Annotated in this window: 21 protein-coding genes; 11 read left to right on the top strand and 10 right to left on the bottom strand. The window is 72.8% G+C overall.

All coding sequences use genetic code 11. The annotated features are described in order from the left end of the window. Window positions 1-12: 12 nt before the first annotated feature. Window positions 13-699, top strand: coding sequence for a precorrin-8X methylmutase (locus tag IE94_RS0100225; protein ID WP_030145273.1), 687 nt, complete (start codon window positions 13-15; stop codon window positions 697-699). Window positions 700-726: 27 nt separating this feature from the next. On the opposite strand, the gene IE94_RS0100220 is transcribed toward IE94_RS0100225, so the two are convergent. Beyond that, window positions 727-1,500 (bottom strand): cobalt-precorrin-6A reductase, encoded by a 774-nt coding sequence (locus IE94_RS0100220; RefSeq protein ID WP_030145272.1) that lies wholly within the window; start codon window positions 1,498-1,500, stop codon window positions 727-729. 421 nt (window positions 1,501-1,921) lie between these two features. Between IE94_RS0100220 and IE94_RS0100215 the strand changes: the two genes are divergently transcribed. Genes IE94_RS0100215 through IE94_RS0100205 form a run of 3 tightly spaced genes read left to right on the top strand, consistent with a single transcriptional unit; the run spans window position 1,922 to window position 5,011 of the window. Continuing rightward, the gene (locus IE94_RS0100215) at window positions 1,922-2,647 is read left to right on the top strand and encodes a hypothetical protein (RefSeq protein WP_030145271.1); all 726 of its coding nucleotides are present in this window, start codon (window positions 1,922-1,924) and stop codon (window positions 2,645-2,647) included. A gap of 7 nt (window positions 2,648-2,654) precedes the next feature. Continuing rightward, the gene (locus IE94_RS0100210; protein WP_030145270.1) at window positions 2,655-4,265 is read left to right on the top strand and encodes a hypothetical protein; all 1,611 of its coding nucleotides are present in this window, start codon (window positions 2,655-2,657) and stop codon (window positions 4,263-4,265) included. Continuing rightward, complete coding sequence (locus IE94_RS0100205; RefSeq protein ID WP_030145269.1) at window positions 4,262-5,011, top strand: TIR domain-containing protein; 750 nt, start codon at window positions 4,262-4,264, stop codon at window positions 5,009-5,011. The genes IE94_RS0100210 and IE94_RS0100205 overlap by 4 nt, the downstream gene beginning before the upstream one ends. Before the next feature lie 265 nt (window positions 5,012-5,276). Here the strand turns inward: IE94_RS0100205 and IE94_RS0100200 are convergent, their stop codons facing one another. Continuing rightward, window positions 5,277-6,182: a macro domain-containing protein gene (locus IE94_RS0100200; protein ID WP_245235136.1), complete on the bottom strand. Its 906-nt coding sequence runs from the start codon at window positions 6,180-6,182 to the stop codon at window positions 5,277-5,279. A gap of 176 nt (window positions 6,183-6,358) precedes the next feature. Here IE94_RS0100200 and IE94_RS0100195 point away from each other — a divergent pair, with 176 nt between their 5' ends. Continuing rightward, entirely contained in the window at window positions 6,359-7,822 is a 1,464-nt protein-coding gene (locus IE94_RS0100195; RefSeq protein ID WP_030145267.1) for an AfsR/SARP family transcriptional regulator, read from the top strand. Between the two features lie 198 nt (window positions 7,823-8,020). Here IE94_RS0100195 and IE94_RS0100190 read toward each other — a convergent pair whose 3' ends face one another. Further along, window positions 8,021-8,683 carry an FMN reductase gene (locus tag IE94_RS0100190; protein ID WP_030145266.1) on the bottom strand — a complete coding sequence of 221 codons (663 nt, stop codon included), beginning with the start codon at window positions 8,681-8,683 and terminating at the stop codon, window positions 8,021-8,023. After that, window positions 8,680-9,783, bottom strand: coding sequence for an LLM class flavin-dependent oxidoreductase (locus IE94_RS0100185; RefSeq protein WP_030145265.1), 1,104 nt, complete (start codon window positions 9,781-9,783; stop codon window positions 8,680-8,682). The genes IE94_RS0100190 and IE94_RS0100185 overlap by 4 nt, the downstream gene beginning before the upstream one ends. Before the next feature lie 204 nt (window positions 9,784-9,987). On the opposite strand from IE94_RS0100185, the gene IE94_RS0100180 reads away from it, so the two are divergent. Next, entirely contained in the window at window positions 9,988-10,326 is a 339-nt protein-coding gene (locus tag IE94_RS0100180) for a YnfA family protein (protein ID WP_030145264.1), read from the top strand. 53 nt (window positions 10,327-10,379) lie between these two features. Continuing rightward, a complete protein-coding gene (locus IE94_RS0100175; RefSeq protein WP_030145263.1) occupies window positions 10,380-11,162 on the top strand; it encodes an SDR family NAD(P)-dependent oxidoreductase in 783 nt (260 codons plus the stop codon). A gap of 21 nt (window positions 11,163-11,183) precedes the next feature. Here the strand turns inward: IE94_RS0100175 and IE94_RS0100170 are convergent, their stop codons facing one another. Further along, on the bottom strand, window positions 11,184-12,377 hold the full coding sequence (locus tag IE94_RS0100170; RefSeq protein ID WP_030145262.1) for an RtcB family protein: 1,194 nt from the start codon (window positions 12,375-12,377) through the stop codon (window positions 11,184-11,186). A gap of 204 nt (window positions 12,378-12,581) precedes the next feature. Here IE94_RS0100170 and IE94_RS0100165 point away from each other — a divergent pair, with 204 nt between their 5' ends. The 3 genes from IE94_RS0100165 to IE94_RS0100155 all read left to right on the top strand — a co-directional run bounded on the left by IE94_RS0100165 (window position 12,582) and on the right by IE94_RS0100155 (window position 15,825). Beyond that, complete coding sequence (locus IE94_RS0100165) at window positions 12,582-13,487, top strand: hypothetical protein (RefSeq protein ID WP_030145261.1); 906 nt, start codon at window positions 12,582-12,584, stop codon at window positions 13,485-13,487. A gap of 117 nt (window positions 13,488-13,604) precedes the next feature. After that, a complete protein-coding gene (locus IE94_RS0100160) occupies window positions 13,605-14,465 on the top strand; it encodes a DUF3558 family protein (protein ID WP_037921401.1) in 861 nt (286 codons plus the stop codon). 88 nt (window positions 14,466-14,553) lie between these two features. Continuing rightward, window positions 14,554-15,825: a DUF2637 domain-containing protein gene (locus IE94_RS0100155; RefSeq protein WP_030145259.1), complete on the top strand. Its 1,272-nt coding sequence runs from the start codon at window positions 14,554-14,556 to the stop codon at window positions 15,823-15,825. 105 nt (window positions 15,826-15,930) lie between these two features. On the opposite strand, the gene lysS is transcribed toward IE94_RS0100155, so the two are convergent. Next, window positions 15,931-17,706, bottom strand: coding sequence for a lysine--tRNA ligase (lysS, locus tag IE94_RS0100150; RefSeq protein ID WP_030145258.1), 1,776 nt, complete (start codon window positions 17,704-17,706; stop codon window positions 15,931-15,933). A 173-nt stretch (window positions 17,707-17,879) separates the two neighbouring features. On the opposite strand from lysS, the gene argS reads away from it, so the two are divergent. Further along, window positions 17,880-19,640 (top strand): arginine--tRNA ligase, encoded by a 1,761-nt coding sequence (gene argS, locus IE94_RS0100145; RefSeq protein ID WP_030145257.1) that lies wholly within the window; start codon window positions 17,880-17,882, stop codon window positions 19,638-19,640. Window positions 19,641-19,646: 6 nt separating this feature from the next. On the opposite strand, the gene IE94_RS0100140 is transcribed toward argS, so the two are convergent. The 4 genes from IE94_RS0100140 to IE94_RS0100125 form a co-directional block, all read right to left on the bottom strand. Beyond that, on the bottom strand, window positions 19,647-20,489 hold the full coding sequence (locus tag IE94_RS0100140) for an arylamine N-acetyltransferase family protein (protein WP_030145256.1): 843 nt from the start codon (window positions 20,487-20,489) through the stop codon (window positions 19,647-19,649). 4 nt (window positions 20,490-20,493) lie between these two features. Beyond that, complete coding sequence (locus IE94_RS0100135; protein ID WP_051777218.1) at window positions 20,494-21,777, bottom strand: aminotransferase-like domain-containing protein; 1,284 nt, start codon at window positions 21,775-21,777, stop codon at window positions 20,494-20,496. Window positions 21,778-21,912: 135 nt separating this feature from the next. Next, window positions 21,913-22,815 (bottom strand): SAM-dependent methyltransferase, encoded by a 903-nt coding sequence (locus tag IE94_RS0100130; RefSeq protein ID WP_030145254.1) that lies wholly within the window; start codon window positions 22,813-22,815, stop codon window positions 21,913-21,915. Window positions 22,816-22,972: 157 nt separating this feature from the next. Then, entirely contained in the window at window positions 22,973-24,307 is a 1,335-nt protein-coding gene (locus IE94_RS0100125; protein ID WP_030145253.1) for a helix-turn-helix domain-containing protein, read from the bottom strand. Window positions 24,308-24,491: the final 184 nt, after the last annotated feature.

The following is a 24,491-nucleotide window of genomic DNA, read 5'->3' as shown; positions in this document are numbered from 1 at the left end:
GAGAAGAGCACCGTGACCCCGCACGACTCCCAGCACGAGTACGGATCCGCGTACGAGAAGTACGCGTGCGAGAAGTACGAGTACGAGAAGGACGGCGCGGCCATCTACCGCCAGTCCTTCGCCACCATCCGCGCGGAGGCCGACCTCTCCGGTCTGCCCGCCGACGTGGGCCGGGTCGCCGTCCGGATGATCCACGCCTGCGGCATGGTCGACCTGGTCCGCGACCTGTCCTGGTCCCCCGGCGTCGTCTCCCGCGCCCGTGAGGCCCTGAAGGCCGGTGCGCCCGTGCTGTGCGACGTACGGATGGTGGCCAGCGGTGTGACGCGCGCGCGGCTGCCCGCGGACAACGAGGTCGTGTGCACCCTGTCCGACCCGGCCGTCCCCGAGCTGGCGGCCGGGCTCGGCACCACGCGCAGCGCCGCCGCCCTGGAGCTGTGGCGCGACCGGCTGGACGGGGCCGTGGTCGCCATCGGCAACGCGCCCACCGCGCTCTTCCGGCTGCTGGAGATGATCGACGCGGGCGCACCCCGACCTGCCGCCGTCATCGGCGTACCCGTCGGCTTCGTCGGAGCCGCCGAGTCCAAGGACGCGCTGGCCGTCCATCCCTCGGGCGTGGAACACCTGGTCGTACGGGGGCGTCGCGGGGGCAGTGCGCTCGCCGCCGCCGCGATCAACGCGATCGCGCGCGAGGAGGAGTGAGCCGCGGGACGAGGGCCCGTACGTGATCTAGGGGTGCGGCGGGCGCCTCGCGTGGGCCTCACCGACCCACCGGGCCGCCTGTTCGGGCGCGGTCACGACCGGCACTCCCCCGGGCACCGGCGGCCTGCGCACCACGACCACGGGCAGCCCGGCCTCACGGGCGGCCGTCAGCTTCGGTGCGGTGGCCGCTCCCCCGCTGTCCTTGGTGACCAGGACGTCGATCCGGTGCCGGCGCAGCAGCTCGCGCTCCCCGTCGAGGGTGAAGGGGCCGCGGTCCAGCAGGACCTCCATGCGGGGCGGGCGGGCCCCCTCGGGCGCGTCGACGGACCGGACGAGGAACCACGGGTCGGCCAGCGGGGCGAAGGCCGCCAGCCCGACGCGGCCGGTGGTCAGGAAGACCCGTCGGCCCAGCGCGGGCAGCAGTGCCGCGGCCTCCGTCAGCGAACCGGCCTCGTGCCAGACGTCCCCCTCGACCCGCCGCCAGCCGGGGCGGCGCAGCGCGAGGAGGGGGACCCGGACGGTGGCGGCGGCGTGGGCCGCGTGGAAGGCGATGGTGCCGGCGAAGGGGTGGGTGGCGTCGACGAGCAGATCGACGGCGTGCTCGCACAGCCAGGCGGCGAGTCCGTCGGCGCCGCCGAAGCCGCCGACCCGTACCTCGCCGGGCGGTGTCCGGGGCGCGGAGACCCGTCCCGCCAGGGAGGTCGTCACACGCAGCCCCGGCAGCGGTCCCGCGGGTCCGGCCGCCAGCAGTTCGGCCAGGCGGCGGGCCTCCGTGGTGCCGCCGAGGATCAGCACGTGCACGGCAGTAACTCCTCCTTCCCGCAGTTCGCACAGTCGGTCACGTCGAGCCAAGCACATCCTCCGTCCGCGTCACCGGGCGGTACCGACGCGAGAGGGTGCGTCCGCCACGACCGGACCGACGAGGCTCTGGCCGCCACGACCGGACCGACGGAACTCTGGCCGTCACGACCGGAGTGACGGAGCTCTGAGGTCGCCCGGCGCGTCACCGGCCGGGGGCCGGGGGGGCCGGGGGGCCGGGGGTGCCGGGGGGCCGGGGGGGCCGGCCATACCGGAAGCCGATCGGAAGCGCATCGGAACCGCAGAAATCTGGTTCCGGAAGCGCCGCCACTGGTCGGATCGGTCGATGCACATGGCACATCGGCCCACTCGGGGGCGCGTGCCGTATCCGCCCGGCCGGATACCGGCGGCAATGAGGTGACAGATGAGCAGTACCCGCGTCCCGTCCGGCGCCCGGGGTTCCTACCCCGCACCGGGGCTCGCACTCACGCCCGGCCCTGTACGCAACCAGGCCCTGACCGTGATCGCGATCCCGTTCGTCCTCATAGTCGTGCTGGCCGTCGTGCTCGCCACGACCGGCCCGGACGACCAGGCACCCTCCACCGACGGGCTCTACGGCAGCGGAGCGCTCCCGGGCTGGGGGCCCGAGACGTCCGACGACGCCACGTCCGACGACGGCACCAACCCCGACGGCTCCGGCGGCCTGACCGGCGGGGACACGTACCCCTGGGACGAGACCACCGGCGGAGTGACCACCGACGGCCCGTACGACGACGGGACGTACGGCGACGACACCACGGACGACACTCCCTCCGACGACACCGCGACCGACGACACGGCCACCGACTCGGCCACCGACGGGGCCGGGCCGGAGGCGGCCGTGACGGCGTACTTCGACGCCATCAACAACCGCGACTTCGCCGCCGCGTGGGAGCTGGGCGGCAAGAACCTCAACCAGGACTACGACTCCTTCGTCGCCGGCTTCGCCACGACCCAGCGGGACGACGTCACCGTGACCGGCACGTCCGGCGACGACGTCTCGGTCACGGTCGTGGCCTGGGAGACCGACGGCACGCAGACGACGTACGTGGGCACCTACACGGTCAGCGGGGGCGTCATCACCGCGGCCGACATGCGGGAAGGGAACTGAGCCAGCCATGACCACCCACGCCGCCCCGCCGCCCCCGGACGCCACGAGCAACGCCACCCGGCTGATGTGCGCGGGCACCTACCTCGACCCCGTCTACCGCAAGGGGGTCATCCGGGAGCTGCTCACCCACCGCTACCGGGTGGTGTCCCCCTCCTACGGCTACGACGCCGCGCCCGTCCTGGCGCACGCCCTCGCCGCCCACAACCTGCGCCGCAACCAGCTGATCGCCCTCGGGACGGGCGCGGTCGTCGTCGCGCTGCTCATGGCCGCGGACGTGCTGGACGGCTGGATGGCCGCCCTGTTCGTCTTCTGGCTCGCCTGGGCCACGATGTTCCTGCGCCGGCTCGCCATCCTCCAGACCCTCGCCGAGCACCTGGCTCCGCCGGCCGACGACCGCGCCGGGTTCGACGGCTCCCACCCGATCACCTCGCGCCTCACCCCGGAACTGGTCGGCAAGATCAACCGGGAGCAGGCCTCGGACACCGTGTACTACGGCGGCTACAAGCCGTTCGTGGGCGCCGGCCACTCGATCAAGCGGTGGGCCAACGCGGAACTGCTGCTCGGCGTCCCGAAGTCCCGGGCCGGCGCCCTCGGCCAGGGCCTGTTGAACGGGCACGTCCCCGCCCAGCACGGACCGGCGGACGACACGAACGGCACGGATGGCACGGACGGCACGTACGGGGCCGGGCGGACGGAACGCAAGCCGATCATCCCCTTCACCGTCGAGGACATCACCGCCCGGGTCAGCGAGGAGATGCTCACGGAACTGCGCGACAAGCCCGCGCCGAGCAACCGCGTCGAGCTGCTCTCCGTCGACCGGCGCCGGTTCACCAAGGCGGTGCGGACCGCCGACGGCAGCGACCCCGTCGCCGTACTGCTGGACACGCCCGACCCCGACCGGCCCGAGCACAACGCCGCGCACTGGCGGGAGGACTACGACGCCCGACGCGAGTACCTGTGCATCCGCATCGGCGCCTGGCAACAGGAGCTGGTCACCTCGGTGTTCATCGGGTTCGACATCAAGGGCAGCACCCTGCACACCGAGTTCTACACCTATGTGCTCGGTCCCCTGCCGGAGAGCTTCCACCTCGCCGACCGGCTGCCGGCCACGATCGACGGCATGCTCATGCTGCGCATCGCCTGGGACGTGACCCGCAGCGCGCCCGGCGAACTCCTGCGGCTGATCGCCAACCCGCTGCGGGAACGGCTGCCCAGCCGCTTCGGCACCGACACCGTCCGCAAGCTGGTGGGCCAGCCGGCCGACACCAGTGAGTTCCGGCTCGGCCGCTACGCCCTGACCGCGGTGGACTGCGGCGCCCTCACCAGCGTCCGGGAGCTGGCGCCCCACCACGACTTCCACCACTTCTTCCAGGAGTCGGACACGATCAAGTACATCCAGATCATCGAGCGCCATCTGCTGCAGATCGTCGGCGACTTCCTGCGCGACCACGACGTCGACACCCGTGAGCACGAGGCGAACCAGACCAACATCCTCCAGCAGAACTTCGGCGCCAACAGCACCAACAACTTCGGCGGCAACCAGAGCGTCGGCAACACCAACACCACCCAGACCTTCGGGAACAACTCCGGCGTCACCAGGGAGGCACGGCAGGCATGAGCGGGCAGCAGTTCCACGGCAACAGCTTCGGTCAGGGCAGCACCAACAACTTCGGGGGCAACCAGAGCGTCGGCAACACCGACACCACCCAGACCTTCGGCGACAACTCCCCCATCCACGCCGCACCGCCCGCGCCGTCCACCCCGCCCGCACAGCCGTACGCCGACGGATGGCGGCGCCCCGCCGCCGCCCTGCCCGGGGACGCCGAGCGGGCCCGGAGCGTCTTCGTCGTGCACGGCCGCGACGACCAGGTGCGGCGCGAGATGTACGAGCTGCTGCGCCGGCTCGATCTGCGGCCCAAGGAGTGGGAGGACCTGGTCCGGGCGACCGGCCAGACCTCTCCGTTCCTCGGTGACGTGGTCGCCGGTGCCCCCGCGCAGGCCCAGGCGGCGCTGGTCCTGCTCACCCCGGACGACGTCGTCACCCTCCACCCCGAGCTGCGCGGCCACAACGAACCCGACTACGAGACCCGGCCGGTGTGCCAGCCGCGCCCGAACGTCCTGATCGAGCTGGGCATGGTGCTGATGGCCTACCCGGAGCGCACGCTGATCGTCGAGGTCGGCGGGGTGCGGCCGATCGCCGACATCGCCGGCCGCAACGTCGTCCGCTTCGACGGCTCCGACACGGCGCTCGGCAAGGTCGTGGAGCGGCTGAAGCTGGCGGGCTGCACGGTCAACGACACCGGCTCGGACTGGCGCCAGACCTACCCCTTCCGCCACCTGTCCGCCTACCACCGCCGGCCGTAACCGTCCGGCGGATCCGGCGCCGCTCGGGGGACCGGCGCAACCGGCCCCCGGGGCACGTCCCGCCACCGCGGTACGCGCCCCGGGGGCCGGCGCCGTCCCGGGGCGGGGGCGAGGGCCGGCGGGGGCGAGCCGGGGCGGAGTCGGGGCGGAGTCGGGGCGGAGTCGGGGGGGGACGGGGGCGAGCCCGGACGAGGCGGGGCCGGAAGGGACGGGGCCGAGCAGGGGCTGGGACGCGGCCGGTCCGAGCCGATACGCGGCGCGATGCCTACGCCGGGCCGCGCGCGTCGGACGCCGCCAGCACCCCGAGGAACGCCGCCACCTCCGTCAGGTCGACCCGCTCCAGCTCCGCGGGGCGCAGCACGACCCGCAGTTCGCGGCAGATGACCCGCTCCCGGGAGTGGGTGATGAAGGACAGGAGTATCAGCCGCAGCAGGCTCTCCTCGTCGAGGCCGTGCAGCCGGGACAGGCCCGACCCGATCAACGGCACGGCGACGCGGTCCAGTTGACCGTGCTGGTAGACCGCGTCCCACACCCGGCCGAGGCTGAGCCACAGCTCCTCGGTGCTGGAGCGCGCCACGAAGTCGTTGCCCAGCCGGCTGTGGGCGACCCCGAAGACCAGCCGCGGCCGACTGCCGAGCACCGCCACCGTGCCGACCGGGTAGCGGTCGAGCTTGCCGCACGGCTTGTCCGCGCGCGTCTCCCGGGCCACCGGCACGACCGCGCCGAGGGCGGCGTCCAGCTCGTCGTCCAGCCGCCGCAGGTCACCGTCGTACCGGCGCTCCAGCAACTGCCCCTGCACACTGCCGGCGCTGATCACCACGCCGTCGCGGACATCGGTGTCGAAGGTGTCCGAGAAGCCGACGACGAGGTGGGCGGACTCGTCGAAGAGGTCGCCCGGTCCGACCGTCACGGACATCCGCGGACGCGCGAACTCCTGCTGCACGACCACCGTGGGCCTGCTGCGCAGCACGGCCCAGGCCAGGCACAGCAGCACCGAGGCCGCGGTCACCGGCGCCGGGCCGGGAACGGCGGCGGGCCACAGCTGCCCCACGAACTGGAGCACCGCCGACACCCCGCCGAAGGCCGCCATCACACTGCCGGCGAACAGCCGCCGGGTCCGCGCCCCGCCGAACGCGCCGCGACGGCCCCCGCGGCCCAGCCGCCCCCTCAACCGCCCGCTCAGTCGTCCGCTCCCCCGTCCGCTCCCCCGCGGCGGACGGACGACCGGACCGGTCCCGTGCGAACCGACCGAAACCACAACTCCCCCAAACGGACAATTGATACGCTGCCGAAACCTCCCCCGCGACCGCAGGTCGGGAGAGGGCGAAGCGAGTGGAGACCACTTGTATGGCGCGCATCCGTGTGAGCGTCCTGGGCCCGGCCAGGCTCGAAATCGACGGCGTACCCGCCCGGTTGACCCCCTTGACGACACGGCTGCTGGTCCGCCTGGTGGCGGCGGACGGCGAGCCCGTACCGGTGCGCCGACTGCACCGGGACGTGTGGGCGCTCGACGGCGAGCAGCCGCACGCGGCCCAGCGCCACCGCAACGAGGTGCAAAAGCGCGTCCTCGAACTGCGCCGCGCCCTCGATCCCGCCCAGTGCGGTGACGGCGCCCGGGTGCTGCGCACCGAGCAGCTGCTGGCCGGTCCGGCGCCCGAGACGGCGTACCGGCTGGTGCTCGCGCCCGAGGAGCTGGACTGCGCGGAGTTCACCGAGCTGGTCGACTCCGCGCTGCTCGCGGCACCCGCGTCGGCCGCCGACCGGCTGGCCGCGGCGCTCGCGCTGGTGCGCGGCCGTCCCCTGGCCGAGGCGGGCGACGAGGACTTCGCCCGGCCGCTGGTCCGCCGGCTCACCGCGCTGTACGAGACCGCCCGGCGCCAGCTGATCCGCAGCCGGATGGACCTGGGCCGCCACGACCTCGCCCTGCCGGTCGCCGAACGGATGGCCCGGGAGCGGCCGGACGACAGGGACGTCGCCGAGCTGCTGGGCACCCTGCGGGCCCGGCTGCGCGAGCGGCACGGGCGGGAGCTGCTGCGGCAGCCCTTCCCCGGCGCCGGTGACGTCGTGGTGGTGCGCGGCGACCTGTTCGACCAGGAGGACGCCAATCTGGTGGTCGGGTTCACCGACACCTTCGACACCGCCACCGAGCAGGACCTGGTGATCAGCCGGGAGAGCGTGCAGGGCCAGTTGGTGGAGCGGCTGTTCGGCGGCGAGCGCAAACAGCTGGACGACCGGATCCAGGCCGGGCTGCGGGCGTTCAGACCGCTGCGCACCGAGCGGCCCCAGGACAAGCCGCGCGGCCGGCGGGTCCGCTATCCCCTCGGTACGACCGTCCCGCTGACGGTGGGCGGCCGGCGGGTCTTCGCCGTGGCCTACTCCCGGCTCGGCAACGACCTCGTGGCCCGCTCCGGACCGGCCGACCTGCGGGCGAGCCTGGACACCCTGTGGCCGGCCGTCGCCCGCTTCGGCATGTACCGTCCGGTCGCGATCCCCCTGATCGGCTCCGGCCTCGCCCGGATCGTGGAACTGAACCGCACCCGGCTGCTGCTCATGATCGTGGAGAGCTTCGCGGACCACTGCCGCCGCGACCCGGCGACCGCCCCGGAGCTGCGCGTGGTGATCCGCCCGGCCGACCTGGAGCGGACCGACCTCGCGGCGCTCGGCACCTATCTGCGCACCGCGCGGCTCCCCGGCGCCCGTACGAGCGCCGAGACCGGCGAGGGCACCAGCGCCGACGTCGGCGCCGGCACCGGGGGCCAGGACACCGGTGCCGGCGCCGGCGAAAGCGGTGGGGCGTACGGCCGCCGGTGACGTCGACATGCTCCTAGGGGATCAGTGATGCCGCTTCCGGAGCCAGCGGCGTACCGCTTCCGAACCGCTTCCGGTCCACTCCGACGGGATCCCTGACGGCCCCGCCCGACGGGATCCCTGACGGCCCCACCCGATCCGGTGCACCACGCTGGTGCGGCCCACCGGCACCGCCCGCCCGCACTGCCCGCCACCGCCGCCCTACGGCGCCGGGCTCGGCCCCGGAACGCTCAGCGCGGCGAGCCGCTCCGCGAAGGGCGTGACCTCCTCGAAGGAGTCCCGCTTCGGCGGCGGGGTGCGCCCCTTCGCCTGCCCCGACGGCCCCGACAGCCCGGCCATCAGCGCCGCCAGCTCGGTCGCGGCCCGCTCGATCCGGGCGTCGAGCCCCTGTGCGCCCCAGTCCTCGGACGCGGCGTACACCCCGGTGGGGACGACGACGGCCTTCAGGTAGGCGAAGAGCGGTCGCAGCGCGTGCTCCAGCACCAGGGAGTGCCGGGCGCTGCCGCCGGTCGCGGCGATCAGCACCGGCTTCCCGGTGAGGGCGTCCTCGTCGGTGGCGCTCAGCGCGTCGAAGAACGACTTGAACAGCCCGCTGTACGACGCCGAGAACACCGGCGTGACGACGATCAGCCCGTCGGCGTCCGCGACCTCGGCGAACGCGTCCGCGAGCGCCGGTGCCGGGAAGCCGTTGGTGAAGGTGTGCGCGATCTCCACGGCGAGGTCGCGCAGCTCGACCACCCGGACGTCGGCCGGAGCGGGCTCGGGCGCGGTGGCGGCCGGGGCGGCGACCGCGGCCAGCCGGTCGCCGAGCAGCCGGGTGGACGAGGGGACGCTCAGCCCCGCGGAGACGACGACGAGCTTCATGCGCGTACTCCTTCCTCGGTCGGGGCGTCCTTCCGGGAGGCCAGCAGGGACGCGTGGGTGGGCGCGTCCGGCACGTCCGCCGGGCGGTCCTTGGCGAACTCCTCGCGCAGCACCGGCACGACCTCCTCGCCGAGCAGGTCGAGCTGCTCCAGGACGGTCTTCAGGGGCAGCCCCGCGTGGTCCATCAGGAACAGCTGGCGCTGGTAGTCGCCGGCGTAGTCGCGGAAGGCGAGCGTCTTCTCGATCACCTGCTGCGGGGAGCCGACGGTCAGCGGCGTCTGCGCGGTGAAGTCCTCCAGCGACGGCCCGTGCCCGTAGACCGGCGCGTTGTCGAAGTACGGCCGGAACTCGCGGACCGCGTCCTGGCTGTTCTTCCGCATGAACACCTGGCCGCCGAGGCCGACGATCGCCTGCTCGGGCGTGCCGTGCCCGTAGTGGGCGTACCGGGCCCGGTACAGCTCGATCATGCGCTTGGTGTGGTCGGCGGGCCAGAAGATGTTGTTGTGGAAGAAGCCGTCACCGTAGTAGGCGGCCTGCTCGGCGATCTCCGGGGAGCGGATGGAGCCGTGCCAGACGAAGGGCGCGACGCCGTCCAGCGGACGCGGGGTGGACGTGAAGCCCTGGAGCGGCGTGCGGAACTTGCCCTCCCAGTTCACCACGTCCTCGCGCCACAGGCGGTGCAGCAGGGCGTAGTTCTCGACGGCGAGGTTGATGCCCTCGCGGATGTCCTTGCCGAACCAGGGGTAGACCGGTCCGGTGTTGCCGCGGCCCATCATCAGGTCCACCCGGCCGTCGGCCAGGTGCTGGAGCATCGCGAAGTCCTCGGCGATCTTCACCGGGTCGTTCGTGGTGATCAGGGTGGTGGAGGTGGACAGCACCAGCCGCTCGGTGCGGGCCGCGATGTAGCCGAGCATGGTCGTCGGCGACGAGGGCACGAAGGGCGGGTTGTGGTGCTCGCCGGTCGCGAAGACGTCGAGCCCGACCTCTTCGGCCTTGAGCGCGATGGCGACCATGGCCTTGATGCGCTCACGCTCGGTCGGCGTACGGCCCGTGGTCGGGTCGGGCGTGACGTCGCCGACGGTGAAGATGCCGAACTGCATGATCGCTCAACCTCCAGGTTGTTGACTGTTCAACTATACCCCTGGAACGGAGCACCACCGGCCGTTATTCCGCACGCCCGCCGTCCGCCCGCCGTCCGCCGCCCGCCGCCCGTCCGCCGTCCGCCCGCCGCCCGCCGCCCGTCCGCCGTCCGCCGTCCGCCGTCCGCCGTCCGGCGCGTACGCGGCGCGTGCGAAGCTGCCCGCATGCTCGTGCTCCGCTCCGCCGCCCTCTTCGTCGTCGCCGCCCTGTTCGAGATCGGCGGTGCCTGGCTGGTGTGGCAGGGGGTGCGCGAGCAGCGCGGCTGGCTGTGGGCGGCGGGCGGGGTCCTGGCCCTGGGCGCCTACGGCTTCGTCGCCACCTTCCAGCCCGACGCGCACTTCGGCCGCATCCTCGCCGCGTACGGCGGGATCTTCGTGGCCGGCTCGATCCTGTGGGGCGTGGTCGCCGACGGCTACCGCCCCGACCGCTGGGACATCGCGGGGGCGCTGGTCTGCCTCGCCGGCATGGCCCTGATCATGTGGGCCCCGCGCAACGGCGGCTGACTACCCTGGGCGGCTACGCCCCTACCGCCCTCCGTACGCACCAGGAGCAGCCCATGGCCAGCGCAGCCGCCGTCCCGTCCGCCGCCTCCCATATCGCCGTCGTCACCGGCGCGAGCAGCGGCATCGGCGCCGCCACGGCCCGGCAGCTCGCCGAGGCCGGGTACCGGGTGGTCCTCACCGCCCGCCGCAAGGACCGCGTCGAGGCGCTGGCGGAGGAGATCCGGGCGGCCGGCCACCAGGCCACGGCCTACCCCCTGGACGTCACCGACCGCGCGGCGGTCGACGAGTTCGCGACCGCGTTCAAGACGGTCGGCGTCCTCGTCAACAACGCGGGCGGCGCGCTCGGCGCCGACCCGGTGGCCACCGGCGACCCGGACGACTGGCGCCGCATGTACGAGACCAACGTCATCGGCACCCTCAACCTGACCCAAGCCCTGCTCCCCAGGCTGGAGGCGAGCGGCGACGGCACGGTCGTGGTCGTCTCCTCGACCGCGGGCCTGTCCACCTACGAGGGCGGCGCGGGCTACGTCGCCGCCAAGCACGGCGAGCACGTCCTCGCCGAGACCCTCCGCCTGGAGATCGTCGGCCGCCCCGTCCGGGTGATCGAGATCGCGCCCGGCATGGTCAAGACCGACGAGTTCGCCCTGACCCGCTTCGGCGGCGACCAGGACAAGGCGGCCAAGGTCTACCAGGGCGTCGCCGCCCCCCTGACCGCCGACGACGTCGCCGACACCATCACCTGGGCGGTCACCCGCCCCGCCCACGTCAACATCGACCTCCTGGTCGTCCGCCCCCGCGCCCAGGCGTCGAACACGAAGGTGCACCGGGAGGGCTGAGCCCCGACGGCGCCCCGGGCGTCAGCCCTTGACGCAGACGACCTGCTTCAGCTTCGCCACGACCTCCACCAGGTCGCGCTGCTGGTCGATGACCTGCTCGATCGGCTTGTAGGCGGCCGGGATCTCGTCCACCACGCCGGAGTCCTTGCGGCACTCCACGCCCCGGGTCTGCTCCTCCAGGTCCTTGGCGGAGAAGCGCCGCTTGGCGGCGTTCCGGCTCATCCGCCGGCCGGCGCCATGGGAGGCGGAGTTGAAGGACTTGTCGTTGCCGAGGCCCTTGACGATGTACGAACCCGTGCCCATGGAACCGGGGATGATCCCGAAGTCCCCGGAACCCGCGCGGATGGCGCCCTTGCGGGTCACCAGCAGGTCCATGCCCTCGTACCGCTCCTCCGCCACGTAGTTGTGGTGGCAGGAGATCTCCTGCTCGAAGACGGGCTTGGCCTTCTTGAACTCCTTGCGGACCACGTCCTTGAGGAGCGCCATCATGAGCGTGCGGTTGTACTTCGCGTACTCCTGCGCCCAGAACAGGTCGTTGCGGTACGCGGCCATCTGCGGGGTGTCCGCGACGAACACCGCGAGGTCGCGGTCGATCAGGCCCTGGTTGTGCGGGAGCTTCTGGGCGACGCCGATGTGGTGCTCGGCCAGCTCCTTGCCGATGTTGCGGGAACCGGAGTGCAGCATCAGCCAGACGGAGCCCGTCGTATCCGTGCACACTTCGACGAAGTGGTTTCCGGATCCGAGCGTTCCCATCTGCTTTCCGGCCCGCTCGTGACGGAACCTGACCGCCTCCGCCACCCCGTCGAAGCGCCCCCAGAAGTCGTCCCACCCGGCCGTCGCCAGCCCGTGGAAGCGGCCCGGGTCGACCGGGCTGTCGTGCATGCCCCGTCCCACCGGAATCGCCTGCTCGATCTTCGAGCGCAGCCGGGACAGGTCGCCCGGGAGGTCGTTCGCCGTCAGGGACGTCTTCACCGCCGACATCCCGCAGCCGATGTCGACGCCCACCGCCGCCGGGCACACCGCGCCCCGCATCGCGATCACGGAACCGACCGTCGCTCCCTTGCCGTAGTGCACGTCCGGCATGACCGCGAGGCCCTTGATCCACGGCAGCGTCGCGACGTTGCGCAGCTGCTGGAGCGCGCCCTCCTCGACCGTCGCCGGGTCGGCCCACATCCGGATCGGCACCTTCGCGCCCGGCATTTCCACGTACGACATATCGCCCTCATTCCCCCGGAAACCAAACAGAAGTACCAAAGCGCAAAACCGGCGCCAAGGGCAGCCAATGGGACGGCTGACCGGCGTTCACGGCGGCGCGTGCGATACACATTGTCTCCAGGGGACGCCCCCGCGCGGCAAGCGAATAACCAGCGGGGACACTGGAGTACCGACCACAGCCACACCGGCGAGAGGAGCCGCACCGTGCAGCGGAAGGCCTACGTACCCGGCGTCGCCGCCCTCATGGCGGCGTTGCTGGCCGGCTGCACCGGCGGCTCGGGGGGCGGCGCCACCGCGGACGACTCCAACCCGGGCGAGCCCGGCGTCGTCACCGAGGCGGCCCAGCCCGGCAAGTACCGCACCCTTCCGGAGCCGTGCGGCGCGGTCGGCCACAAGGCGCTCGACTCCCTCCTGCCCGGCATCGAGGAGATCACCGACGAGGAGCAGCGCGCGAAGGCGTACGCGGGCGAGCCGACGCTCGCCTACGACACCGACCGCAAGGTCGGCTGCCGTTGGAAGGTGGAGTCGGCCGAGGCCACCGACCATCTCTTCGTCGACTTCGAGCGGGTGGTGTCGTACGACAGCGCCGTGAGCGACGACAGCGAGGCCGAGCAGCTCTTCGCCCAGCAGGTGGAGGCCGCCGACCTGCCCGAGCCGGTGGTCTCGGAATCGGGGTCCGCCGAGGACTCCCCGACCGGTGACCCTTCGGCGTCCTCGGGGGACTCGGGCGCCTCCGGGGAGCCGCCCTCCGGCGCGGGCGGTACGCCCTCGCCGTCCTCCACGTCCTCCTCCGCGTCCTCCTCCACGTCCTCCTCCGCGTCCTCTTCCTCTTCCTCGTCGAGCGCGGCCCCCGGCGCCCCGCTCACCGAGGTCCAGCCCCGGCTCCTGGACGACCTGGGCGACGAGGCGTTCGTGGACGACGCGCTCAGCAGCTCCGGTTCGACGGCGAAGCGGCGCACGGTGACTGTGGCGTTCCGCACGTCGAACGTCATGGTGACCATCGAGTACGCCGAGCAGTCGGCGACGCTCGGCGTCGTGCCGGACAGCGAGGAAATGCAGGACATGGCGCGGAAACTGGCCTCCCAGCTGGCGGATTCGATGGGCGGCTGAGTCCCGCCGGGGCTCCGCCGCGCCCGCGAGGGACGCTTCCGGAGCGGGACCGCACGATTTCTTCACCGCGTACCGTGGCCCCTCGGACCCGATCCGAACGCAGGAACCACGAGTGCCATGAGTGAAGGAACCATGCAGCTACGAGCCCAGCGAGACCCGCAAGCGAAGCGAGCGAAGCGACTCACCCGCGTCCTTGTCGGCGCGGCCGCCGTACCCGTGATGCTGGTGGCAGCCGGCTGCTCCTCGGACTCCGGCTCCGACGACGGCAAGGAGAAGGCCGCGGAGGAGTCCGCCGCGTCCCGGACCGCGAGCCCGTCCCCGACGGTGCGGCCGGCGGCGTTCGGGAAGCTGCCCGAGCCGTGCTCGGTGGTGTCGAAGAAGACGCTGAAAGACCTGGTGCCCAAGGGCGACTCCGGCAAGGAGGGCGCGTCCAACGACACGGCGACGCGGGCCGGTTGCTCCTGGGACAGTCTCGACGACAACGGCGTGAAGGGCTCCCAGTTCCGCTGGCTGAGCGTGTCGATGCTGCGCTTCGAGTCGGACGTGACGCGTGGCGAGGGCGACAAGCTGGCGCACGACTACTACCTGAAGCAGCTGAAGGACGCGCAGAGTGCCGAGGGCGCGAAGAGCGTCAAGACCGCGCCGGTGAGCGGCACGGGCGACGAGGCCTCGCTGGTGCGCTACGACCTGAAGAAGAAGGAAGGCACCTTCAAGCAGCAGACCGTCGTGACGCGGGTCGAGAACGTCGTCGTCACCGTCGACTTCAACGGCGCGGGCCTGGCGGGCGACAAGACCCCGGACGCCGACGACCTGGCGAAGGACGCGCAGAAGGCGGCCAAGGAGGCGGTGGCCGCGGTGGCGAAGGCCAACGGCGCCGCCGCCGGCGGTGGCACGTCGAGCGGTGCGCCGTCACCGTCGAAGTCGTCCTCCGGACAGCCGTCGAAGTCGTCGTCGACGGCGCCCGCGAAGGACGGCTGACGGCCTCTTGGGCCTACCGGCCACCCGTCCCCCGCACACATGTGCCACTCTGTTGCGCGCAACAACACGCAATGGGAGGGGAGTACGGGTGGCCGCGCCACTTCAGCTGACACGGACGCATCGTGTTCTCATCGGCATGGTCGTCTTCGGTGCCGTCATCATCGCCGGAATCGGCTTCGCGGGTTCGTACGCGGCGGTGCGCGAGCTGGCCCTGAAGAAGGGCTTCGGGAACTTCAGTTACGTCTTCCCGATCGGCATCGACGCGGGCATCTGCGTGCTGCTCGCCCTGGACCTGCTGCTGACCTGGATCCGCATCCCCTTCCCGCTGCTGCGTCAGACGGCGTGGCTGCTGACGGCGGCGACGATCGCGTTCAACGGCGCGGCGGCCTGGCCCGACCCGCTGGGCGTGGGCATGCACGGCGTGATCCCGATCCTGTTCGTGGTGTCGGTGGAGGCCGCCCGGCACGCGACCGGCCGGATCGCCGACATCACCGCCGACAAGCACATGGAGGGCGTCCGCCTCACCCGCTGGCTGCTCTCGCCGGTGCCGACGTTCCTGCTGTGGCGCCGCATGAAGCTGTGGGAGCTGCGCTCCTACGAGCAGGTGATCAAACTGGAGCAGGAGCGGCTGGTCTACCAGGCCCGGCTGCGCTCCCGCTTCGGCCGCGCCTGGCGCCGCAAGGCGCCCGTGGAGTCCCTGATGCCGCTGCGGCTGGCCCGCTACGGCGTCCCGCTGGCCCAGACCGCCCCCTCCGGGCTGGCGGCGGCGGGCATCGAACCGGCCCTGCTCCCGCCGGCGCCCCGGCCCCAGGAGCCGGCCCCGCAGGCTCCCCCGGCCGAGCAGCGTGCCGAGCTGGTCGGCGCCCGGGACCCGGAGCCGGTGCGGGAGGACGGGCCGGCGGTGGAGGAGCAGAACCCGTGGCTGCACGCCCGGGACCCGCAGTCGGTCGAGTACCACGGCGACTACGACCCGACGTACGACCCGGACCAGTACGCCCAGTGGGAGGCGGAGCAGCGGCAGGCCGAGCAGTACCGGCAGCAGTTCGAGGAGGAGCCGCCCCCGCAGGAGCCGTCTGCGGAGGAGACCGGCAGCTTCCCCATACCGGTCGGGCCGCACCGCACCCGCGAGCTGGGGGAGGGCGGCGGCACGCCGGAGCCCGAGGGCCCGGAGGAGGACGACTACTACCAGGTCTTCAAGCAGTCGATCAACAACGGCAGCGGCTACCCCACCCCGCGCGAGTTCGCCTACGACGTGGAGGCCACCTTCGGTGTGTCCCTCCTGGACGCCGACGCCAAGCGCATGGTGCTGCGGTTCCAGGAGCGCCACGGCGCGGAGCTGGAGGAGGAGCACATCGCCTGACGGAGCCACGTGCGGCACGTGCCGTACGTGCCGTACGTGCGGCACGCATGGCGAAGGGGGCACCCGGTGCGGACCGGGTGCCCCCTTCGCCGTGTCGGGCGGGTCCTACTCCCCGAGCAGGGTCCGCACCCGGTCCTGTCCGACCGCGAGCAGCAGCGTGGGCAGGCGCGGGCCGGTGTCGCGGCCTACGAGCAGGTGGTACAGCAGCGCGAAGAACGTCCGCTGGGCGGTCTTGATCTCCGGCGGCAGTTCCTTGGGGGTGGCGTCGGCGGGGAACCCCGCCTGGACCTTGGGGACGCCGTAGACGTGGTGGGTGAGGCCGTCCAGGGACCAGTGGTCGGCCAGCCCGTCGAGCAGCAGCCGCAGCGACTGGCGGCTCGGCTCGTCGAGGGACTTGAGCAGCTCGGCGTCGGGCTCCTGGCGCACGACGGTGCGCTGGTCGGCGGGGACGTGGGTGTTGATCCACGCCTCGGCCTTGTCGTAGCGCGGCCGGGCCTCCTCCAGCGACGCGATCGGGTTCGCCGGGTCCAGCTCGCCGAGGATGCGCAGCGCCTGGTCCTCGTGGCCGGCGGTGATGTCGGCCACCGAGGCGAGCGTGCGGTACGGCAGCGGCCTGGGCGTGCGCGGCAGCTCACCGGCGGCCGTGCGCACCGCGCGCGAGTGGGCGGCGGCGTCGGCGGGGAGGGCCGAGCCTCCCCCAGCGCCGATAGCCTGGGAGGTACCCCCAGCGACCTTGGCCTCGAGGCGGTCCCACTCGTCGTACAGCCGCTGGATCTCCTGGTCGAAGGCGATCTTGAAGGACTGGTTGGGCCTGCGGCGGGCGTACAGCCAGCGCAGCAGCTGGGGCTCCATGATCTGGAGCGCGTCGGCCGGGGTGGGCACGCCGCCCTTGGAGGAGGACATCTTGGCCATGCCGCTGATGCCGACGAAGGCGTACATCGGGCCGATGGGCTGCGTGCCGCCGAAGATCCCGACGATCTGCCCGCCGACCTGGAAGGACGACCCGGGCGAGGAGTGGTCGACGCCGCTGGGCTCGAAGACGACGCCCTCGTAGGCCCAGCGCATCGGCCAGTCGACCTTCCAGACCAGCTTGCCTCGGTTGAACTCGCTCAGCCGCACGGTCTCGGAGAAGCCGCAGGCCGTGCACGCGTACGTCAGCTCGGTGGAGTCGTCGTCGTAGGCGGTGACCGTCGTCAGGTCCTTCTCGCAGTTGCCGCAGTACGGCTTGTACGGGAAGTACCCGGCGGAGCCGGAGCTGCCGTCGTCCTCGGCGGCGGCGCCGGAGCCCTCGGCGGCCTCCAGCTCGGCCTCGTCGACAGGCTTCTGCGACTTCTGCGGCTGCTTCGCGGGCTTCTTGGTCCGGTACTGGTCGAGGATCGCGTCGATGTCCCGCCGGTGCTTCATGGCGTGCAGGATCTGCTCGCGGTAGACACCCGAGGTGTACTGCGCGGTCTGGCTGATCCCGTCGAACTCGACGCCCAGCTCGGCGAGCGAGGCGACCATCGCTGCCTTGAAGTGCTCCGCCCAGTTCGGGTGCGGGGAGCCCTTGGGGGCCGGGACGGAGGTCAGGGGCTTGCCGATGTGCTCGGCCCAGGTCTCGTCCACGCCGGGGACACCGGCCGGGACCTTGCGGTAGCGGTCGTAGTCGTCCCAGGAGATCAGGTGCCGCGCCTGGTGGCCCCGGCGGCGCACCTCGTCGGCGACCAGGTGCGGGGTCATCACCTCGCGCAGGTTGCCGAGGTGGATGGGACCGGACGGGGAGAGTCCGGACGCGACGACCACAGGTTTGCCCGGGGCACGACGCTCCGACTCGGCGATGACCTCGTCCGCGAAACGGGAGACCCAGTCGGTGGTCTCTGTGCTCTGAGCCACGATCGGCACGTCCTCTTTCCTGAGACTTCTTCGGCAACTGCTCCGGAGACGGCCGGTACGTCGCACGGCCGTCCGTCCCATTCTCCCAGCCCGGCCCGCATCCGCGAAAACCGCTTTTCACCGCATGGGATACTCGGTTTCTGTACTACTTCCAGGAACCCGAGCAGAACGGCAGCCACTCCATGGCCTCGGTCACGTCCCTCACCGACTCCGTCCAGCAGCAGCTCGCGTCCGCGCTCACGGCCACCCGGCCGGAGGCCGCCGGCGCCGACCCGCTGCTGCGACGTAGCGACCGGGCGGACTACCAGGCCAACGGCATCCTCGCCCTGGCCAAGAAGGCGAAGGCCAACCCGCGGGAGCTGGCGGGCGAGGTCGTCGCCCACATCACGACCGGTGACGAGCTGATCAAGGACGTCGAGGTCTCCGGCCCCGGCTTCCTCAACATCACCGTCGCCGACCGGGCGATCACCGCCAATCTCGCCGCGCGGCTCGCGGACGGCGAGCGCCTCGGCGTGCCGCTGAAGCAGAACGCGGGCACCACGGTCATCGACTACGCCCAGCCGAACGTGGCGAAGGAGATGCACGTCGGCCACCTGCGCTCGGCGGTCATCGGCGACGCCCTGCGCGGCATGCTCGACTTCACCGGCGAGAAGACGATCGGCCGGCACCACATCGGCGACTGGGGCACCCAGTTCGGCATGCTCATCCAGTACCTGGTCGAGCACCCCGGCGAGCTGGCCCCGGCCGACGACGTCGACGGCGAGCAGGCCATGTCGAACCTGAACCGGGTGTACAAGGCGTCGCGTGCGGTCTTCGACGCGGACGACGCCTTCAAGGAGCGGGCCCGCAAGCGGGTCGTCGCCCTCCAGTCCGGCGACAAGGAGACGCTGGAGCTGTGGCAGCAGTTCGTGGACGAGTCGAAGGTCTACTTCTACTCCGTCTTCGAGAAGCTCGACATGGAGATCCGCGACGAGGAGATCGTCGGCGAGTCCGCGTACAACGACGGCATGCCCGAGACCGTCCGCCTCCTGGAGGAGATGGGCGTCGCGGAGCGCTCCGAGGGCGCGCTCGTGGTGTTCTTCGACGAGATCCGCGGCAAGGACGACCAGCCGGTCCCGCTGATCGTGCAGAAGGCGGACGGCGGCTTCGGCTACCCCGCCTCCGACCTGACCGCGGTCCGCAACCGCGTCCAGGACCTGCACGCCACCACGCTGCTGTACGTCGTGGACGTGCGCCAGTCGCTGCACTTCCGGATGGTCTTCGAGACCGCCCGCCGGGCCGGCTGGCTCGGCGACGAGGTCACCGCGCACAACATGGCCTACGGCACGGTGCTCGGCGCCGACGGCAAGCCCTTCAAGACGCGCGCGGGCGAGACCGTGCGCCTGGAGGACCTGCTGGACGAGGCCGTGCAGCGGGCGGCCGAGGTCGTGCGGGAGAAGGCGCGGGACCTCACCGAGGACGAGATCCAGGAGCGGGCCGCGCAGGTCGGCATCGGGGCCGTGAAGTACGCGGACCTGTCGACGTCGCCGAACCGGGACTACAAGTTCGACCTGGACCAGATGGTCTCGCTCAACGGCGACACCAGCGTGTACCTCCAGTACGCCTACGCCCGTATCCAGTCCATCCTCCGCAAGGCCGGCGAGGTCCGCCCCGCCGCCCACCCGGAGCTGGAGCTGCACGAGGCGGAGCGCGCGCTGGGCCTGCACCTGGACGCGTTCGGGGACACGGTCTTCGAGGCGGCGGCGGAGTACGCCCCGCACAAGCTGGCCGCGTACCTGTACCAGCTGGCGTCGCTCTACACGACGTTCTACGACAAGTGCCCGGTCCTGAAGGCCGAGACGCCGGCGCAGGTGGAGAACCGCCTCTTCCTGTGCGACCTCACGGCCCGCACCCTGCACCGGGGCATGGCCCTGCTGGGCATCCGGACGCCCGAGCGGCTCTGACCCCCCTCACCGCAGCAGCGTCAGGCCCTCGGGTGCGTCGATGCCGAACTCCTCGGCCAGCACCCGGCGGGCCTGCGCCTCGTCGGACAGCTTCCGTTCGGTGACCGTGCCGTCGTCGGTGCGCGTGACGGTGACGCGGTCGCCGTCGAGGAGCAGGTGCGCGCCCGGGGTGAGGCGCTGGACGTAGGGGCGCCGGGCGAACGGGGAACGCGGGTTCGTGGCGATGTGCCAGTTGATCACCTCGTAGTCGGACGGCTCGAACGGCTCCAGGGTGAAGGCGTACTGCGCCTGCGGGCGGCCCGCGGTGTACGCCTGGAGCACCCACGTCTCCAGCGGGCCCCGGCCCGGCGCGTGCACCAGCCGGTGCCGGCGCCCGGCGTCGTGGAACTCAGTGTCCGCCAGCAGCGGCACCGGTTCCAGCAGCGAGCCCACGGCGCCGAAGCCGACGTCGGCCAGATACGGCTGCGGATCGCCGGGCAGCTCGGCGAGGAGGGCCATGTGGGTGCGCGGGCGGTCCTCGAAGCGGTCCGCGCCGACGACGACCCGCGCCGTCAGCCGGGTCACCCGGACCCCGAGGGCCTCCAGGGCCGCCGCGAACAGGGTGTTGTGCTCGTAGCAGTAGCCGCCGCGCCGACGGCCGTGGACCAGCTTGGCCGTCAGGTCCGCGAGGTCCAGGGAGGGGGCCCGGCCGCCGAGGGCGTCGAGGTTCTCGAAGGGGACGGCCCGCAGGTGGGCGAGGTGCACACCGCGGAGCGTGGCCGCGTCGGGCCGCCGCCCGCCCTCCCAGCCGATGCGCTCGAAGTAGGCGTCGAGGGAGAAGGGAGTCGTCGTCCGTGCGCTGTCAGACATGGCCTCACCGTACGTGCGCCGACGGCACCCCTGCCCTCGGCCCTTGGTCCTGGACCGCCAAACGCGCCTCGGTCAGCCCCTCCCCCAGCCTGCGCAGCCCCTCCGCGATCTCGTCCGGCGTCTGCGTGACGAAGCACAGCCGCAGGGTGGCGTGGTCGGGCTCGTCGGCGTGGAAGGGGGCGCCGGGCACGTACGCCACGTCGTGCCGGACCACGGCGGGGAGCAGGGCGGTGGTGTCGTACCCCTCGGGCAGCCGGGCCCACAGGAACATGCCGCCCTCGGGGCGGGTCCACACCGAACCCGCCGGGAGCGCGTCCGCGAGGCCCGCGAGCATGGCGTCCCGGCGCACCGCGTAGGCGGCGGCGACGCGGGCGACGTGGGCGTCCAGGTCGCGGTCGGCCAGGTAGCGGGCGGCGGCGAGCTGGTTGACGGTCGGGGTGTGCAGGTCGGCGGCCTGCTTGGCGACCGTGCAGGCCCGCAGCAGTTCGACGGGCGCCCGCAGCCAGCCCAGGCGCAGGCCGGGTGCCATGACCTTGGAGAAGGAGCCCAGCAGCACGGTCCGGTCCCGGGCCCCCTCGTAGGAGGCGATCCACGGCACCCGTTCGCCCTCGAAGCGCAGTTCGCCGTACGGATCGTCCTCGACGATCCACAGGCCGCGGCGCCCGGCGACCTCGGCGACCGCGGCGCGGCGGGCGGCGGGCAGGGTGCGGCCGGTGGGGTTGGAGAAGGTGGGGACCGTGTAGAGCAGCTTGGGGCGCTCGCGCAGCACCAGCTCCTCCAGTGCCACGGGGTCGATCCCGTCCTCGTCCCCGGGCACCGCCACCACCCGGGCGCCCGCGAGGCCGAAGGCCTGGAGCGCGGCCAGGTAGCAGGGGCGCTCGACGAGGACGGTGTCGCCGGGTTCGAGCAGGACGGTGGCGAGGAGCGACAGGGCCTGCTGCGAGCCGGTGGTGACGAGGATGTCGTCGGCGCCGGTGGCCGGCCCGCGCGCCGAGGTGCGGGCGGCAAGCGCCTCCCGCAGGGTGGGCTCGCCCTCGGTCGTGGAGTACTGCAGGGCCCGCGCGGGCGTCTCGGCGAGGACGTCCCGGTACGCGGCGGCGATGCCCTCCGCGTCGAACAGTTCCGGGGCCGGCAGCCCGCCCGCGAAGTTGATCACCTCGGGGCGGGCGGTGACGGCGAGGATGTCCCGTACCGGCGAACCGCCGATCGACCGGGAACGCGCGGCGAGCGGCGGCAGCGGAGCGCTGGGGACGGCGGTGGCGGCGGACGCGGTCTCAGTCACGGTCACGGTCATGAGCGCAGCCTAGGCACGTGCATGTCACCTACACGGAACTTTCCGCGATCCGGACACCGATGCGACCGGCCGGCGACCGGCGGCCGGCGACCGGCGGTCCGTGGGCCCGGCCGCCGGGCCGCCGGGCCGTCAGCCCTTGATGCCCAGCCCGCCGTACACGTTGATGTCCGCGTCCGTGACGTCGTTGATGTCCTGGTAGCGGACCTTCTCGATGTCGTCCAGCCCGGCGAGGTACGACTCCTCCGGCCGCTCCGGCACCGGCGCCGCGTGGTCCGGCCGCCAGTGGTGCACCGGCACGACCCCCGGCTCGGCCGGCTCCAGACCGGTCTCGGTGAAGAAGCGCTCGACGTCCTTGCGGGAGCGCAGCACGAAGGTGAACCCCCGCTCCGTGTACGTCCGCTGGACCGCGCGGATGCTCTCCGGGTTGAGGTCCTCGGTGAGGTGGCTGAGGACGAGCCGGCTGCCTGCGGGCAGCGCGTCCATCAGCTCGCGGACGATCGGGTACGCCTCCGCGTCCTCGACGAAGTGCAGGACGGCCACGAGGCAGAGCGCCACGGGCCGGTCGAAGTCGATGGTCTCGGCGGCCTGTTCGAGGATCCGCGCCGGGTTCTTCAGATCGGCGTCGATGTAGTCCGTACGCCCCTCGGGACCGCTGGTGAGCAGGGCACGGGCGTGGGCGAGCACGACCGGGTCGTTGTCGACGTAGACGACCCGCGACTCGGGGGCGATGCGCTGGGCGATCTGGTGCACGTTCTCGGCGGTCGGCAGCCCGGTGCCGATGTCCAGGAACTGCCGGATGCCGTCCTCCCGGGCGAGCCCGGTCACCGCGCGCCGCAGGAAGTCCCGGTTGTGCCGTACGTCGAGATAGCCGCGCGGGTTGGCGGCGAGCCCCGCGGCCGCGGCGTCGAGGTCGGCGGGGTAGTGGTCCTTGCCGCCGAGGAAGACGTCGTAGACCCGCGCGGGGTGCGCCTTGCTGCTGTCGATCCTCCTCCGCAGCTCCGCGGGGTCCTGGCTCAGGGCGTCACCGGGCATGCGCGTCCCACCTTTCGGATGTCGCCTGACGAAGCGAACCGGTTTGGTGGTCAACAACCTATCCCCCGCGCGGACTTGCCGGCGCCCCGATGCCCCGGCGCGGGGCGGCCCCGGCGCGGGGCGGCCCCGGCGCGGGGCGGCCCCGGCGCGGGGCGGCTCAGCTGCCCTCGACCAGCTCCCAGGCGCTGCTGCCGAGGGGATACGCGTAGTAGGAGTCGTCCCGGGAGGCGCTGGTGCGGAACGGCTTGCCGTTGTCGTCGATGCGCGTCGTGCCGTGCCGGCCGCCGCTGGACCACTCCAGCTCCAACTCCCAGCTGACGTCGTGGCCGCTGGTGTGCGCGGCGACCTGGAAGACCTCGGGGTCGGACTCGCTGACCTTGTACGGGAAGTCCCGCTGGCCTCCGATCGGCGTCGCGGTCGGGGTGCCGAGGTCGAGCGAGACGTCGAAGGCCGTGGTGTGCACCTGGCCGCCGCAGCCGTTGCCCATCACGTACTGGTTCCAGCCCAGCGGCGGGCCACTGCGCTTCACCCGGACGTGCAGATCCTCCAGGACCACCGTCTGCGGGCCGGTGCCCTGCACCGTGAGGACGACCGTCTGCCGGTTCGCGGAGACCGCGTTGAGGGGGGTGGCCCAGCCGACGGCGTCCTGCTGGGGCGGGGGCTTGGGCACGTTCTTCGCACTGCGGTCGACGAGGAAGGCGTGGTCGCAGGGCACGTCCCAGTAGTACGGGGTGGTCGACACGGTGAGCAGGGGCCCGTCGGCGGGTGCCGTGCGGCTCGGCGCGGCGGTGACCGGCCGCGACGGCGACGCGGCGGGGGACCCGGACGGGGACGCGGACGCGGACGGCGAGGAGGTGTGGGCGCTCGGGCTCGGGGAGCCCGACCCGGTCCCGGTCGCGGACCCGGACACCGGCGCGGAGGTCTGCGCGACGGCTCCGGCCGGACCGCGCCGCCCGTCGTCGTCCGGCCCCGACACGAGGTTGGCGACGAGCGCCACGGCGGCGCTGACGGCCACGACGCCGGTCGCGGCGTACAGCGCGGCGCGCGGAACCCGACGGCGGCCCTCCGGGGCGGACGGCGCCACTGCGGCCACCGCGGCCTCCGGGGCCTCCGGGGCCTCCGGGGCCTCCGCGGCCTCCGGGGCCTCCGCGGCCTCCGGGGCCGACAGCGTCTCGGAAGCCGCGGAGGCCGGGCTCCCGGCGCCCTGGGCACCCTCCGCGCCCTCCGTCCCCTCGATCCCCTCCTTCCGCACGCCGCGCAACGCGTCCGCGCGGATCCAGCGGCGGTGGAGTTCGAGCAGTTCCTCAGGCGTCGCCCGGCACACGCGGGCGAGGCGCTCGACGGGCGCGAACTCGACCGGGACGACCTCCCCGCTGACGTACCGGTGCAGGGTCGAACCGCTCATGTGCAGCCGCTTGCCGAGTGCCCCGTAACTGAGTCCGGACCGCTCCTTCAGCTCCCGAAGCAGTCCCGCGAAGTCGTCCCCCGCCACCGTTCCTCCCTCTCCTCGCATCCCCGTAGCGCATCCCAGAGGGACGTCGTTCCCGCAGGTCAGAGCGTTCCGAGCGTCCCACCGTCCCGCATACTCCCCCGTCGCTGGCGGCCGGGACGATCAGGGCCGCAAGCTGTGGTCATCCAAGCAGCCGCTCCCGCCGAACGGTCGAGCGGCCCGCCCC

The organism is Streptomyces violaceorubidus (genome assembly GCF_000717995.1).
GTDB lineage: Bacteria > Actinomycetota > Actinomycetes > Streptomycetales > Streptomycetaceae > Streptomyces > Streptomyces violaceorubidus.
The sequence above is the reverse complement of the archived record's forward strand: the minus strand, read 5'-3'. Positions and strand labels throughout refer to the sequence as shown.